The organism is Microvirga pakistanensis (assembly GCF_004458765.1).
GTDB lineage: Bacteria > Pseudomonadota > Alphaproteobacteria > Rhizobiales > Beijerinckiaceae > Microvirga > Microvirga pakistanensis.
Genome location: NZ_SPJX01000392.1, coordinates 1 through 223 on the forward strand (window position 1 = coordinate 1; position 223 = coordinate 223).

General features: G+C 65.0%; 1 pseudogene. It reads left to right on the plus strand.

Annotated elements, in window-relative coordinates:
• Nucleotides 1-223, plus strand: a pseudogene (locus E4K09_RS18905) (dihydroxy-acid dehydratase domain-containing protein); the annotation flags it as partial.

Here is a 223-nt window from a genome sequence, read left to right on the forward strand (position 1 = left end):
ATCCTCAATGCGTCGCCTGAAGCTGCGGCTGGCGGCGGATTGGCGTTGCTGCAGACGGGCGATCGCATCCGCATCGATCTCAACAAGCGCACCGCCGACATCCTTCTCTCCCAGGAGGAGTTGGAGAAGCGCCGTGCCGATCTCGAGGCGCGCGGCGGCTATGCCTATCCGGCGAGCCAGACGCCCTGGCAGGAAATCCAGCGCTCCATGGTCGACCAGCTCT